The following is a 13,864-nucleotide window of genomic DNA, read 5'->3' as shown; positions in this document are numbered from 1 at the left end:
GCTGATTCCTTCACGTTAATGGAAATTATACTGTCCACTTTTCGGACCGCAGTGCACAAGCGCCGTTTTTCATACTTTTCCCTTTTGATTGCCGACTACTTTATGAGCAATATCTACTTTTTTAGTTAAATAATTACTATAATCAAAAATATATCATTATAATAAACCCAATCGGTCACAGCTATAGGATTGTAGTTATAAATTAACTTCATCGTAGAGTCCAAGTGTGAAGCAGCACCAGAATTATTTATAAAAAACAAAGATGATGAATGTGATGAATGCTTCAATAAGTAATATCACAAGGACATAATAATCGTTCATTTTATCATCTTTCGATAGGAATCTTTGACCTATATAATTTAAAATGAAAAATACAAAAGATGTCAATCAAAATAAGAAACAGATTTTCAAAAGGATTTTAACGAAGAGATATGTAAAATTTGTACTATTCATTTCTTTAGAAAGATCCAGATACTTATTGTTCCATTACCTCAACTAACGAAACTAGGAGGATATATATGAGCAACAGCGCAAAATTATTGTTTAGCTATTTAAAAGATTTTAAAAAGAACTTGTCCATCGCTTTTCTTTTATTAGTTGTTCTTTCTGCGATTACGGTACTTCCAGGATTAATCATTAAGAATATTTTTGATTTTGGAATAGCCAAAAAAGATTATCACTATGTTCTTATATTCAGTGCAATACTTGCATTCGTATATGTAAGTAAGAGCATGCTCAACTATTTTTCCAATGTAGTTTTTACAAAAGTAAGCCAAAATATCGTATTGAATATTCGGCAAAATATATCAACACGGCTACTGAAGCTACCTATGGAGTTTTTCCATTTTTACCCCAGCGGATATATTACATCAAGATTAAATGAGGTAAACCATATAGGGGGATTGTTTTCTGCCAACACCTTTAAAATTTTGCTAAGTTTTTTTGAACTAGTTGCTACCTTTATTATTCTGACAACAATTAATTCCAAATTAACATTCATTTTATGCCTGTTAATGCCAGTATATTATATAATTTCAAACAAATTCTTGTCTTCGATATTTCATATATCTACTGAAACTGCTGAAAAAAGTGCCGTTTTAAACAACAAAATACAGCAGTCCGTACAGGGGATCGAAGAAGTTAAAAATCTCTCAGTAGAGGATAAGGAAACAGAAAAAATCCATTCAGCAGCTAAAGATCTAGTGGCTGCCAATATTAAACAATCAATCTTTTATTCAATTGGTATGGAATTAATTGTTTTGGTTGGTTCGCTGTCTTCTGTTTTATTAATCGTTATGGGCGGGAAAGATGTCATATTGAACAACATGACAATAGGCGGATATATGGTATTTATGAACTATCTCCCTAGACTGTATTCGCCTATTCAAAATATATCGGCTACTGTTCTGACAATCCAGCCGGCATTAGTAAGTCTGAAAAGGCTTCATATATTTATGGAGCAAATAGGAGAAGATGAGGAGCAGAATAAAGTCAAAATAAATGATATTAAGAGCATTGAGTTTAAAGGCGTATCTTTCAGATATAAAGAAGACCAGCCATATATCTTGAACAATGTAAGTTTTTCACTAGCCCCTTCTGATAATCTTCTAATAAAGGGGAAAAATGGAACCGGCAAAACAACAATACTTAGAATATTAATGGGATTATATAATGTGCAAAAAGGACAAGTTCTTATAAATGGAATACCGATTCATGACATCGATAAAAAATCGCTTCGGAAAAACATTGGCATCGTATCGCAAAAAATCTATTTATTCAACGATACAATTGAAAACAATATTAAATATGGTGTAGAAAACGTTGATTCGAATACTTATATGGAAGTGCTGAGAGCGACTGGTTTAGATGATATGATAGAAAAATTGCCTGATAAAGAAAAGACATTAGTTGGGGAAAACGGTAAAAATTTATCAGGAGGCCAAATTCAACGAATTGCTATTGCCAGAGCTCTTTTAAAAGGGGCAACCATCATCATGTTTGATGAAGCAATTTCTCATATGGATTTTAGCGGTAAAGAAAAGATAAAGAAATTAATCGAAAACGGCTCATCACATTCCATTTTTATCATTATAGACCATGGCAATGATTTTGAGTCAGTATGTAACAAAATCATCCACTTACATGCCCATTCCCAAGGAGAAGCAATCATGGCCACCAATTAGCAAAACTCATGATTTTATCGTAAAATTTGCAATGATGTTCACATGTTACAAATTGCCTAGATTTTGTGCACTTTGGACAATTTGACTCTTCCCCGATCCATGTCCCAGCCTGTGAGAAAAATCCATCACTCCTTCTGCGTGTAAGGGGAAGTATTGGATACCCTGATGAAAAAACCGAGGTCGGTGCCTCGGTTTCTATCATTTTTTATTCTTTTGCTTTGAGCATAACCTCCCCCACCTCTACTCCGTTTAGAAGTGGGGTCTTCTCAGTGAATGTGTTAAAACAACAGTCGATGCTCCAGAAAGCATTCATTTCCCCCTATATAATAAAAATTTATTAAAATACCTCTATCTTTTCCTTTTGTTTTTTTCTATAATTTTCAAAAGCCTATTATTTTATTCATTTGAGGTGAGGCGAATGATTCTATTCATACTAGCAAATATAGGTATCTTGCTGCTGATGCACTTATTCATTCAAGCCCTTTACTTGCAAAATGATGAAGAGAAATATTTCTCTGCTAACCAAGTCAAATGGTTGCATATTCTAATCGTGTCGTTGGCCACCATCAGCTTATTTGATTTGCTGGCTATAAACAGCGGACAAAACTGGAATTGGCAAACGCTCCCCCTTGTCATTTTGGCTATGCTGCATGGTACAAGCTATGCTCTTCCTGCCCTTTGCTTCGTCGTTGCGTGGAGGTGGATATTAGAAGGAGAAGGTACCTTTGCAAGCATTTTATTCGAATGGATGCTGCCTACTTTTTTATCCCTTTTATATTATCGCTTCAAGCTCAAAAAAGGATTTCGTTACATCCAAGTTTTCTTCCTCTTTTCTTCCATTTGGCTAATTTCCCAGTTTCCGATCATTCATTTTTCTCCTTTTAATGGGGAGATATTTAAAAAGGAAACATTCATTCATTTTCTTTCCTTTCAATTAGGAGCACTTCTATTGCTTTTCTTCATTCATTTAGGCAAAAAACAGCTCCAGCTTATAAGAAAGCTCCGATTTTACGCGGACCACGATCCCCTTACCCATTTATACAACATGAGAAAATTTGTAGAGGTCGTCAACAGCCAAAAACGAGGACCGTCTTATTATATCGCGATGCTTGATATCGATTTTTTTAAAAGAATTAATGACACATATGGGCACCAAAACGGGGATGAAGTATTAAAAAAACTAGCCGATATGATTAAGGAGTTTATTCCAGAGCGAATCATTGTTGGACGTTACGGGGGAGAAGAATTTATTATTTGCATTATGGTATATAGCGAAAAGGAAGCGGTTACACTGCTTGAGAATCTTCGGGTTGCCATTGCCCAGCATACTTTCTATACAATAGATGGAACAGAAATGCCGCATATCACCGTCTCCATCGGTCTTGCGCGATTAAATAGACAAACGGGGATTGAAAAAGCAATCGAACAAGCTGATCAGTATTTATATATAGCCAAGCAAATTGGCCGCAATCGAATTGTGTTTCAACAACCTATTATCCCATCGTAATGCCATTTCTCTCTCCTTTGAACGGGTCCTGCTTTCCTTTACGCTATGCGTAGAAGCTGAAATGGCTCGTTCAATCAGTAGAAGGACTATAAACGAAGCTGATCTAGATGCGGCGATCTCCTCCTTTTTTCGCGCGCTCCCGTTCGTTTAAATGCTTAATTTCTTGAATCATCACTTTTACTTGTTCCTTCGCATCAGGATACAATTGATTCCAGTGTTGTCCAAGCGCCGGCATAGATTTGGCAATATGGGAATAAAGAATCCAAACCTTGACCTTCTCTTTTAACTCATAATTGCTTTGTCCAAGCAGCAATTCTGTATACTTCTCAATCAGTGCTTCAAACTGTTCGGTAAAGGATTCATTCATTTTTTATCTCCCTCCGATATCCTTTATTTGATCATCAGCTAAGATAAAGGGGGCATCTTAACTGCTTCCGTCCAGCAAGTCAACCACTTGCTCAGCTGCTAAACTATATATGGCGACTACTTTTAGAAAATTGAACGGCAACAGGTGCTTGATGTTCCATCCCTAACCCCATATTCTCAACAGCGATCCATCGTTCCGCTTCCTTGTTCTTTAAAAAAGACCGAGAATCTTGTCGCATGTTGTATCCATTATAAACAAAATTTTACCAAAACCGCAAAAAAAAAAGCGCCCGGTTTGCTCGCCACTATGTTTGCTACTATATGATGAATACAACTTGATACGGCAATATTCCTTACGAAGTGAGCAGGTGATAACCGATTTTAACTGTTGTTTTTTACAGATATCGTTCACTCATCGTATTTACATGACACCAGAACAACAAATGCATCCATTTATTTTCCACCATCATGAAAACTATCACTCGCAGAGGAAGCGAATAATCTCAGGAAATCTATCATCAGACAAGCCGTTTTATCGAAGAGCTGATTCGTCCCCCTATTGTACAAATCAAGGGACATGTTATATAGTTTATGAAGAAAATCATTCATGACTCCGATCACATTGGATAAGCCATGCTGCCAAAAAGGATGATGTGAAAATGACGAATAATGACATGACATATAACATTCAGCAAGTAGCCGCCATAACAGGGCTTTCTAAGCAAGTCATCCGCAAATGGGAGGAACGGTATGGAATCGTTCAGCCGAAACGGCTTGACAACGGATACCGCATTTACTGCGATGAGGAAGTACAACAGCTTCTATATGTGAAATCTTTAGTGGAGAAAGGCCAGTCTGTCAAACAAGCAGCGCTGCACCTAAAAGAAAAAGCGGCACTCAACCAGAAAAACTTGAACGAACAGATGGATGATACGCATTCATGGGCTCATGAATCTGTTTGCACATTACTTCATGAAGGAGATCTTTGCCATGAAGCAGCTATCTATCGCACTCTACAACGAGCATATCAGATCTATGGATTGCAGCCCTTCCTTCACTCCATCGTCATTCCCTTTTTGCAAGAGGTGGAAAAACGCAGGAACCAAGGGCATTGGAGAAAAGATCAAGCAATGTTAGCAAGCGTAGTCGTTCGCGATGTTCTCATCCAAATACGCCGCAACTTCCCTTGCCATGAACATGCGCCATTGCTGCTGGGTGCATGCTTTCCTCAGGAACAGCACGAAAATTGGCTGCAAATCATTTTATTAGAATCTTTGCTTTATGGCTGGAAGACGATCATGCTTGAACGAATTTCTGCCTTTGATGTCATCGAGTCGGCCGTTCAGCAATTAACACCAAAAAAAGTGGTGCTGTCAGCTTATACAACGGCTTCCTTGGAACAAAATAGCGATCTTCTTACAAAATGTCATCATGTTGCCAAGCATTATCCACACATTTCATTTTATATTGTGTCCCCTGATACAACATCGTATATCCAAGAAGGAACAGCTCCAAATTTACAAATGACCGATGACATTTTCAGCCTTGTGAAAGACCGCTAAAGCAAAGGAACAAAGCTCCCCCGTTTCTTTTGCTCACTAATGAATGAGCAAAAGAGCGATAGATGTTTGACATGGAAAAACGAGCAGATGTCAACATTATGAGCCGCTTCACAGCCCAAACACGGGACTGCAAGCGGCTCTGCCTTCCCCTGTGCTGCGCACATGTCCCTGTCTCTCGTCTTTTCCAAAATCATTTGTTTCAGGGCTACATAAAAAATTTGCTTATTGTCAAAAAATTATATCTATATAATATTTTTTGAATTAATAGATGAAATTAGATTAATAATCAAAAGATGTACTTGATTTTTATATTAAAATGCGATAGATGTCTCTAAACGAACACAAAAAGTAAAATATTAGATATTTACACTCCCCTATCCTCACCTTTTGATCACGTTGATTTTTTATTAACCATTTCCATTGAACCGTTTGAATAAAAAACAATATCAGAAAGCATCTCGTCTCTTCAGGTGATGAGTACCTTGGCAAATTCTCTAAAGGGAGACTGGTCATCAAACGAGTTTCAGAACGGAAATCTTTATTGATGCCGCCTAAACAGTTGAAGCGAACCCTCGGCTAACGAATCATAGCCATAAAGATTGTTTGGCTTATGTCCATTCCTTATCATGCTATATGTCTGATTAAGCCCATATAACGCCTATAATAAAGAATGATAGAAATTTTCAAAACATATCATTATGGTTATATGTGCCTCCATGTTATAATGGGTCATGTAGAAATTTCCATAAGGAGGTCTCAAATGATGTATGATGTAGCGATTATCGGTGCTGGACCAGCCGGGGCAAGCGCCGCTCTGTTCACCGCAAAAGCCGGAAAGAAAACGCTATTAATTGACAATGGAAAAAGCATGACAAAGCGGGCTTGGGTTGAAAATCATTACGGTGTCATGGAGATCACGGGAACCGATTTAGTAGAGACAGGAAAGAAGCAAGCGGCTAAATTTGGCGCAGAACTCATGAGCGGTCAAGTGACCAGCATTCAAAAGCTGGAAAAAGGATTTCAAATTGAAGCAGCCGAGCAAACATTCGAGGCTGAGCATATTATTCTAGCAACCGGTATAGCAACAGACCTCGCAGAAAAAATTGGAGTCAAAACAAAACAAGGAACTGAACCGAGAATTAAAACGATCGTTGAAGTAGATGAGCTAGGACGAACCAATGTAGAAGGGATTTGGGCCGCCGGCACAGTGGCTGGCGTCAGCGTGCATACCATCATCACCGCTGGCGATGGAGCCAAAGTTGCCATTAATCTCATTAGCGAGTTAAATGGCGCGCGCTACGTTGATCATGATGTTCTCCAATCATAAATCCAAAGGGCAGCCTTCAAAACGAAGCTGCCCCTTTGGTTGCTTTATGATGCCTAGAAAGATCCCCTTCTCGTACGAGCAAACCTCTCTCTAAATAGAAATCAGCTTTCGATATAAAATGTCTCTCTTAACCGGAAGATCATAAAAAATGAACATACGCACATCGTACGAGATCAAATCGAAGTACTTGTTGTCTTGGGGCGGTATCGAATGGTATCGCACCCTTTTCTGAAAAGAAACACCGCTCTTTTGATGATGGCTTAAAAGAGACGCAATATCACTTACTCTCTTCCATCACTGTTTAGCGGAAATGATTCTTTGGCGATTGCTAAATAAAACATGAGGGTCAGGACATGGATCACCGCAAGAACTAAGAAGAGATTGCTGTAAACAGCTCCATTTGTATAGACATTGGCAGGGTTCCAAGCAACATCAGCCCCAAGATCGATCATTTTCCCATAAATCCCCGATGCCATTCCGCCGGCAATAAAATTTAACATAGACAACAGTCCCATGCCGACTCCTGAATATTCCTTCAGCAAGGTCAGCGAAACGGCATTCGATATGGCAATCGTGATAAACGTTTGCCCCACTTGACCGATCACCAAAAAGAAAGCGATCCATAAAGGAGAGACGCCTATAAATGTAGAAAGTAAGGCAAAACAGAGAATTAATAAACTTGAGGCAATAGAGTACAAATAAGTGTTACCTTTTCTATCGGCTAACTTTCCTCCTTTTTGTCCGAGCAAAGCGGCTGTCAGCGCCGCTGGAACCATAGCCATACTGATCCAAGCAGGAGGTAGATGATGAATTTCGGCTAAAAATAAAGGGCTCAGAAAATAAAGGGAAAAACCGATTCCGTTCACGATAAAAGCAATCGCTAATCGCCTTGTATATTGTTTATTCTTAAAAAGCTGAGGTTGAATAAAAGGTTGGCGAGCCGTCAGAATACGCAAACTGAACACCCCCAATCCAATCATTCCTCCTAACAACAGCCACCATGATTCATTGGTGACGCTTAATAACCATAAAGTGACGGATGCAGCAAGCAAAAATCCCCCGATCCAGTCTATATGGGCCGATGAACCTTCTTCATCGCCAAGGTATTTGCGATAAAACGGCAAAGTCAATAAGAGAAACACAGGAATACAAAATAACCATCGCCAATGGACCATGCTGATCATTAAAGCAGAAATAATCGGACCAAGTGCGCTCCCTAGGGCTAAGCCAACAAAGGCCGTTCCCATCGCGTGTCCCCTTTGCTCGGGAGGAAAATAACGTAAAGGAATCAGCATGGCTGACGCTGGGATTGCGGCGGCCCCTGACGCCTGTAAACACCTAGCAGCAAGAACCATCGAAAATGATTGAGCTACAAGACCAAGAAAGGAACCCGCTGCCAGTACGAGCAATCCAACGGTCAGAATGTTTTTCAATTTATAGCGGTCCGCCAGCTTTCCATATATCACGGTTCCGATTCCATAAATGAGGGAGTAAGCGGACGTGACCCAGCTGACTTGGGCTGTCGTTAAATGAAAAGACTCGCTGATCTCTGGCAGAACAAAATTAAACATCAGAATACTCATAGACGACAGAGTTAAGGTAAACATCACCACACGCATCAATTTCATGCCTTCTTGCCGAGAAAACGGGGCATCCATCTTGATTAGACCTCCTCTTTATTTTGTCATATTTCATGATCCACTCATGACTGTCAGTGCTGACTGTCAATCGTCAAGGTAAAAAAACTAGGGAGACAAAGCCCTAGTCCACAACTGTACGCTATGTTGAATCATTTGCTCTAACGAGACGTTCAGCACTGTCGTATCCGTCGCATCTATATAATTCATAAACGCGCCGAAATGCATAAGCATAAAAGAAACAGCCGTTTGTTCGTGGTCGGTGTGAATCACCTTGCCTCGCTTTTCCATCTCCGTAAAGTAATCGATCAATAGTTTCTTTAACTGCTGTGGATGCTGATGTGTTCTCTCCCGAAAGCCAGGCAAATGATGGCCTTCCGCAATGGATATCTTAATCATTTTGCGGTTTCGAAACATAATTTCATGGTAAGTGCGGCTGATGCGAAGCAAATCTTCGTATACATCCCCATTCAGGCCGCCTTGAAATAAGTCATTCATTTCCGCTGCATAGTGGTAACGGTCAAAAGCGGATTCTAATAAGTTTTGTTTGCTTCCAAAATGACGAAATAAGGTCTTTTCGCTTAAACCCGCAGCGGCCGCAATCTCCTGTGTGGTCACCCCGTGATACCCTCGTTCAGCGATCAAATCGATCGCTGCCTGCATTAATTTATCCTTATTATTCATCACATCGCGATTCTCCATCCATTTTCACCCTCTTTTTGACTGTCAGTACTGACTGTCATTTAAGTGATTTCATTTTACTCCTTGGCTTTGTTTTCGTCAAGAGATTAGAGCGGAGAGACAGCGCGATGTTTTCTTATCTTTCCAGTTCCGTATTGTTTCGAAGGGGATAGTTAAAAGTGATAAAATAGAGCACCATCTTTCAATAGATCAATGTCTTTCGGTTGTAGAAATCCGGTATGAGATGTGAGGACTACCCATATCGAAAAAGTTTTCTCTTTTGAAAATGCAATTTTGTTTTTTCTTTATCTTTATATGAAATTGGTTTAACATTAGTTTTTAAATAATCTTTCCATTCTCGTTCTAATGTGTCTAATGATTTATTAAATGTTTTGTTAATATCAACTTCCAAATTATATCAATTATATATTTTCATAACCTTTTTTGTTATAAATTTATGTCATTTTTTATTTTACTCAGCTACAGGATATTTTTTAAATCTGTCTTGGCAACTCTTAATCAATTTAAGAGCAACATCTCTCCCTTCCCATCCAATAATAGTTGTTTCTTTATTTTCGAGTTCCTTGTATCGTTCAAAAAAATGTTTAATCTCCCTAAGGGTATGAGGATTAACATCTTTAAGACTATGCACATTTTCCCATCGTGGATCAGAAAGCGGAACACCTATTAGTTTTTCATCCTGTCCTTTGTCATCGCTCATAATAAGTGCACCTACAATACGCGTATCAATCACGCATCCAGGGAAGGTAGGGTTTGTAGTTAGTACTAATACATCTAATGGATCGCCGTCAAGAGCTAGTGTGTTCTCAATATGGCCATAATCGCAAGGATAAAACATAGGGGAAAATAGTACACGGTCTAATTTAATTTTCCCTGTGGATTCATCAAATTCATACTTATTTTGTTCTCCACGTGGGACCTCAATAGTTACTTCAACTACATTTTCCATTTCAGCCACCTCTTTAAAGCATTTTAGCTAACGAATTTTTTAACTGGATAAAATTGTATCACAATATATAATTTTAGTACATATTAATTGATAATGGATATTGTCAACAACGATTTAAAACAATTTCAACGAAATGAAATTCCCCATTATGAATGTTTAATTAGGCAATTGGGCAGGATAAACCCCTGCTTTTTTCTTTATCTCGTAGACGATAAGAATCGCCTTTGATATTAAAGGTAATGGCGTGATGTAATAGGCGATCTAAAATGGCTGTCGCTAGTACATCCTCACCGAATACATTCCCCCATGTTTAGCACAAAATAAAAGTGCAGAGATGTACAAGATTTTATTCAAAATTCATTCATAGGGGCTTTACATGGAGTGGCAACCATGGGTAATCTGTATTGGTTTGCCAAACTTACTGAGTCTGGCTTCTTTGGCAAAAGAACCATGGTTGCAGGGCTCCTTATCAAGCCCCGGTATGGCCAACTTCAATCGAATATTTATTCAACCAAAACAAATTTATATACTTCAATACTCTGCACTTTTTTCTTGCAAAAAACACTGTAAGATTTACGGAAGTCCGAAAATGACGCAAGAACTACGCAAACAAGGGATTCGTGTGTCTCAAAAGACGGTCGCTCGCATCATGAGTGAAGAAGGATTGAGACCCATTACAACGTATAGGATAATTTATTGAAACAAACCTTCCAAGCAACGGCTCCCAATGAAGGAGGGATGGCGGATATTACGTACATTCCTATTAAAATATTGTGCGAATACTTATTTAAATGTTTTACTCACTTCTTTTTTTAAATAGTTAAATGTTTGTAATACTTCTGAATTCTCAGTCACAACTTCGTAATTTTCTATATCAGAATATTTTAGTTCTTCTACCTTATCGATTTCTATTTTTTGTGTAGCCGCATTGCCACTCAATTGATATTTTCCATAGTATGTAGATACAGGAATAAAAGTTATCGCTTCATCATGTTTATACTTATAGCCGTCAGGAACATCTAGATGTTTTAAAAACAGTAAATATTCTTCGTTTTCCTTCATTACATTATAGCCTGATACAATGACATAATTATTAAAATGAAAATTACTAGGTTCAAATACATAAATATATGTTATGTTTTTGGATTTTTCATCGCTTTTAATGATTTGATTTACCTTAAACTTCGTCTTTAATGCTTGGTTATAGTTTTTCCTAACATCTGAGATCTGTCCTTTTACAATCAAATCAGATTTATTCATCAATTCTTTTAGATTGTTAATATCATTACTAAAATATTTATCTGTAATATTTTCCTCATCATTAATAGAGATAGAAGCATTTTTGAATTTAGAAAGATTTAATGGTATTGTATTATCTGTAAATGACTTTTTGGTTAAAATACCAAACACAATACTACCTATTAATAAACACATCGTAACAATATATAATATTTTTATCCCTTTATTCATCTTCAATCATTTTCCTTCCCCTATCCGAAATACTTGACCATCTTTCATTTTAAACGTTTGATCGGAAAGTATATGAATGTCTTCTTTATTATGACTAGCAATTAAAATAGTTGCTCCTCTTCTTTTTTCTTCTAATAACACTTTTCTGATTAACTCTATCCCATCTTCATCTAAAGCATTAGTAGGCTCATCTAAAATCAGCAATTCAGGAGATTCCATAATAGCTTGGGCGATAGCTAATCTTTGTTTCATTCCAAGAGAATACTTTTTATAAGTTCTTGAATCATTAGAATCAAGCCCGACTCTTTGTAGGCTTCTTTTTATATCTTCATCAGTAATAATATTTTTAATCTTTGAGAGAAGTTTTAAATTCTCAAATCCCGTAAGATGATCCCAAAACCCTGGAGATTCGATAATAACTCCAACACTTCTAGGGAATGAAATATCTTGATGCAGTATTTCACCATTTATTTTAATTTTTCCATATGTTGGTTTAATAAGACCGCATATTGTTCTAAACAACATTGTTTTACCTGAGCCATTACTTCCAAAAAATCCATATATTTTCCCTGCATGCAGAGATAAATTTATATCTTTTAGCACCTCTTTATCTTTAATTATTTTACTTAAATGGTCTATTTCTAAATAATTCATCTCGTTCTCCCCTTTGTTAAATAAGATCCATATTTTTAAATCTCTTAATAGCAAAATATATAGTCACAAAAGTAAAGATAATGATATATACAAAAGATTGAACAATACTGAATCCATCAAAATACTTTATCGAAAAAAGACCCTGCAGTTCTTTGATGAAATATAAGTCATGCCATGTCAATATAGAATGAGAAAAAGGGAACCATTCTGCAATAAATAAATAATGGCTTGAAAATTCAGCTAACATTCCTGTTAACATAATCAAAAATATATATCCGGCTATTACTACAATATACGCATACGTATTTTGGAAAAATAAAGTGAATACGTTAATCATCAATACTAATAGATAACTAACAGAAACTTGTAATAAAAATGTAAGTCCGATCACAATTAAATCTTGATAATTTTGAAGTGTAAAACCTTTTATAATTGCCATTAAAATATTAATGAAAAAATGGATACAGTAATAAAATAAAACATAAATAAATAACCAACTGATTTTTGAGAAAAACCACGATGTGCGGTGATCAGTTCTCGTAAATATATAGACAGCATTTTTGTGAATGTCTTGATAAATAAAATTTCCTAATAGATAAACTAGATACAGTTGTGGAAGAATCCAAATGAAAACAGGGAATACGTATTTAATACTATATACATCTAAATAACCATAGGAACACAAAACAAACCATTTTATACTCTTATATTCAGATGTAAGCCATTCTAAATATCTCGTTTGGTACCAGCCTATAAATAAACTCATCAAAATAATATACAAGCTGTTATTTATAATTGGATTCAGAAACATCTTTCTTCGATACATATTTATCTCCTCCAATATATATCCTGCCTTTTTATGATGATGTAATTCAAAATAAATAAACAAATAGACAGCAAAAATAACAGAGGAAACAAGATTATGAAATTAGAAACAATATTACTATAATCTTCAATATTCATTAAAAACATATAATCAAGCAACGAATATATATTGAAGGTGAATAATCCGCTTACGGCAAACGGAATTAATAGAAAAATATATGCTGTGAGTATAGCGATATATTTGTTTTTAAATAAGTAGCCTAATGTTTTGTAAATAGCACTAATCAACATAAAGCCGATTATTTGTAATAAAAAACCGGATAATAGATATAACAGGAAATCAAACGTTATATATTTAAAAACTCCATTACTAAAAAGAACTATTAATAAAATCATATGTAATAAGAGAACGAATACCAATGTGACCATAAAGATAGTAAAAACCTTTAGCTTCCACCATTCACGGATGTAAGCGAATTTTAACAAAACTTTATATTGATCAAAGAAACGTAAAGCTCCATCAAGCAAAAATAAAAAACTAGGAATAATAAGAAAGAGCACTAGCATTCTTCGAAAGAAACTTCGATAACAAAAAATTAAATTCATCTCATTGTTATTCCATTTAACATTCCCTATATTTGTAATAAACATAACAACTAATAATAACAGAAAGATTAAATAA

At 36.3% G+C, this 13,864-nt stretch carries 10 protein-coding genes and 2 pseudogenes; 5 read left to right on the top strand and 7 right to left on the bottom strand.

Annotated elements, in window-relative coordinates:
- Positions 1-518: 518 nt before the first annotated feature.
- Positions 519-2,183: an ABC transporter ATP-binding protein gene (locus GFC28_RS15175; protein ID WP_044742786.1), complete on the top strand. Its 1,665-nt coding sequence runs from the start codon at positions 519-521 to the stop codon at positions 2,181-2,183.
- Positions 2,184-2,601: 418 nt separating this feature from the next.
- Positions 2,602-3,690, top strand: a complete 1,089-nt coding sequence (locus GFC28_RS15170) for a GGDEF domain-containing protein (RefSeq protein WP_066329560.1) — start codon at positions 2,602-2,604, stop codon at positions 3,688-3,690.
- A gap of 103 nt (positions 3,691-3,793) precedes the next feature.
- Here GFC28_RS15170 and GFC28_RS15165 read toward each other — a convergent pair whose 3' ends face one another.
- Positions 3,794-4,057, bottom strand: coding sequence for a YusU family protein (locus GFC28_RS15165; protein WP_044742787.1), 264 nt, complete (start codon positions 4,055-4,057; stop codon positions 3,794-3,796).
- Positions 4,058-4,715: 658 nt separating this feature from the next.
- Here GFC28_RS15165 and GFC28_RS15160 point away from each other — a divergent pair.
- Complete coding sequence (locus tag GFC28_RS15160; protein ID WP_052660949.1) at positions 4,716-5,618, top strand: MerR family transcriptional regulator; 903 nt, start codon at positions 4,716-4,718, stop codon at positions 5,616-5,618.
- Between the two features lie 763 nt (positions 5,619-6,381).
- On the top strand, positions 6,382-6,945 hold the full coding sequence (locus tag GFC28_RS15155; RefSeq protein ID WP_044742796.1) for an FAD-dependent oxidoreductase: 564 nt from the start codon (positions 6,382-6,384) through the stop codon (positions 6,943-6,945).
- A gap of 281 nt (positions 6,946-7,226) precedes the next feature.
- Here GFC28_RS15155 and GFC28_RS15150 read toward each other — a convergent pair whose 3' ends face one another.
- The 4 genes and pseudogenes from GFC28_RS15150 to GFC28_RS19005 all read right to left on the bottom strand — a co-directional run.
- Entirely contained in the window at positions 7,227-8,603 is a 1,377-nt protein-coding gene (locus GFC28_RS15150; protein ID WP_044742788.1) for an MFS transporter, read from the bottom strand.
- A gap of 87 nt (positions 8,604-8,690) precedes the next feature.
- Positions 8,691-9,284 carry a TetR/AcrR family transcriptional regulator gene (locus GFC28_RS15145; protein WP_044742789.1) on the bottom strand — a complete coding sequence of 198 codons (594 nt, stop codon included), beginning with the start codon at positions 9,282-9,284 and terminating at the stop codon, positions 8,691-8,693.
- 451 nt (positions 9,285-9,735) lie between these two features.
- Complete coding sequence (locus GFC28_RS15140; RefSeq protein ID WP_369815521.1) at positions 9,736-10,242, bottom strand: inorganic diphosphatase; 507 nt, start codon at positions 10,240-10,242, stop codon at positions 9,736-9,738.
- Positions 10,243-10,393: 151 nt separating this feature from the next.
- Positions 10,394-10,540 (bottom strand): annotated as a pseudogene (locus GFC28_RS19005) (ATP-binding protein); the annotation flags it as partial.
- A gap of 69 nt (positions 10,541-10,609) precedes the next feature.
- Here GFC28_RS19005 and GFC28_RS15135 point away from each other — a divergent pair.
- Positions 10,610-10,924, top strand: a pseudogene (locus tag GFC28_RS15135) (transposase); the annotation flags it as partial.
- Between the two features lie 92 nt (positions 10,925-11,016).
- Here the strand turns inward: GFC28_RS15135 and GFC28_RS15130 are convergent.
- Both GFC28_RS15130 and GFC28_RS15125 read right to left on the bottom strand, forming a co-directional pair.
- Positions 11,017-11,709, bottom strand: a complete 693-nt coding sequence (locus GFC28_RS15130; protein ID WP_044742739.1) for a hypothetical protein — start codon at positions 11,707-11,709, stop codon at positions 11,017-11,019.
- Positions 11,710-12,357, bottom strand: a complete 648-nt coding sequence (locus GFC28_RS15125) for an ATP-binding cassette domain-containing protein (RefSeq protein ID WP_044742738.1) — start codon at positions 12,355-12,357, stop codon at positions 11,710-11,712.
- Positions 12,358-13,864 lie beyond the last annotated feature (1,507 nt).

The organism is Anoxybacillus sp. B2M1 (assembly GCF_001634265.1).
Classification (GTDB): Bacteria; Bacillota; Bacilli; order Bacillales; family Anoxybacillaceae; genus Anoxybacteroides; species Anoxybacteroides rupiense.
This window is presented reverse-complemented; position numbering and strand designations above follow the sequence as displayed.

Coding starts and splice junctions, on each gene's coding strand:
- GFC28_RS15170 (WP_066329560.1), top strand. CDS start 2,602: ATGATTCTATTCATACTAGCAAATATAGGTATCTTGCTGCTGATGCAC.
- GFC28_RS15145 (WP_044742789.1), bottom strand. CDS start 9,284: ATGGAGAATCGCGATGTGATGAATAATAAGGATAAATTAATGCAGGCA.
- GFC28_RS15155 (WP_044742796.1), top strand. CDS start 6,382: ATGTATGATGTAGCGATTATCGGTGCTGGACCAGCCGGGGCAAGCGCC.
- GFC28_RS15150 (WP_044742788.1), bottom strand. CDS start 8,603: ATGGATGCCCCGTTTTCTCGGCAAGAAGGCATGAAATTGATGCGTGTG.
- GFC28_RS15165 (WP_044742787.1), bottom strand. CDS start 4,057: ATGAATGAATCCTTTACCGAACAGTTTGAAGCACTGATTGAGAAGTAT.
- GFC28_RS15175 (WP_044742786.1), top strand. CDS start 519: ATGAGCAACAGCGCAAAATTATTGTTTAGCTATTTAAAAGATTTTAAA.
- GFC28_RS15160 (WP_052660949.1), top strand. CDS start 4,716: ATGACGAATAATGACATGACATATAACATTCAGCAAGTAGCCGCCATA.
- GFC28_RS15125 (WP_044742738.1), bottom strand. CDS start 12,357: ATGAATTATTTAGAAATAGACCATTTAAGTAAAATAATTAAAGATAAA.